General features: G+C 78.2%; 2 protein-coding genes. Both read left to right on the top strand.

Translation table 11 applies throughout. From position 1 onward, the window contains the following. On the top strand, positions 1 to 200 hold a 200-nt coding region (gene mraW / locus IH13_RS0132245; protein ID WP_031090011.1), incomplete at its 5' end, for a 16S rRNA (cytosine(1402)-N(4))-methyltransferase. A 49-nt stretch (positions 201 to 249) separates the two neighbouring features. Next, the gene (locus IH13_RS0132240; RefSeq protein ID WP_031090009.1) at positions 250 to 810 is read left to right on the top strand and encodes a cell division protein FtsL; all 561 of its coding nucleotides are present in this window, start codon (positions 250 to 252) and stop codon (positions 808 to 810) included. Positions 811 to 889: the final 79 nt, after the last annotated feature.

Below are 889 nucleotides of genomic sequence, written 5' to 3'. Positions count from 1 at the left end.
TGGTCAAGCAGGTCTTCGCGGCCGGCGCCGCCAACACCGCTCCGCCCGGACTGCCCGTGGTGCCCGAGCGCTACCAGCCCCGGCTGAAACTGCTGACCCGCGGCGCCGAACTCCCCACCGAGGAGGAGGTCGCCGAGAACCGGCGGGCCGCCCCCGCCCGGCTGCGCGGCGCCGAGCGGATCCGCGAGGACGAACGATGAGCACCCGTCGACGGGCCGGCCGCACGCCGGGGAAGGCAGGGGCGACGAGGTGACCGGGACGGCCGGACAGCGGACGAAAGGGCGGCCCGGACGGCTCGCCCGGCTGATGCCGTCGGGGCCGAGCACCGCGGCCCGGACCCCCTTCGTCCTGCTGGTCGTGCTGCTCCTCGCCGGTGGCCTGATCTCCCTCCTGCTGCTGAACTCCGCCCTCAACGAGGGCTCCTTCAAGCTGAGCCGGCTGGAGCGCCGGACGACCGAGCTCACCGACGAGCAGCAGGCCCTCCAGCACGACGTGGACAGCTACTCCGAGCCGGACGCCCTGGAGCGCCGCGCCCGGCAGCTCGGCATGGTGCCCGGCGGCAGCCCCGTCTTCCTCGACCCGGACGGCACCGTACGCGGAGTGCCCGAGCGGGCCACCGCCGAACCGTCCCCTGAGCCCGCCGCCCCCGCGCCGGAGGCGAGTCCTCCGGCGGCGTCGTCCGCGAGCCCGGCCGACCCCGGGGCGACGGCCCCGCCCGCCGCCGACGGGACCGCCCCGCCCACCGGCGCGGCTCCGGACGCCGCCCCCACGCCCCCCGCCCCATCGGCCCCGACCAGCCCCGGCAGGTGACGCAGTGCCGTCCAAGGAACCGCCGCGCCGCCGCGTACCCGGCCCGGCTCGCCCCCGTAACGCGGCCGGCGGCTCCCGG

The organism is Streptomyces sp. NRRL WC-3549, from assembly GCF_000721935.1.
Classification (GTDB): domain Bacteria; phylum Actinomycetota; class Actinomycetes; order Streptomycetales; family Streptomycetaceae; genus Streptomyces.
This window is presented reverse-complemented; position numbering and strand designations above follow the sequence as displayed.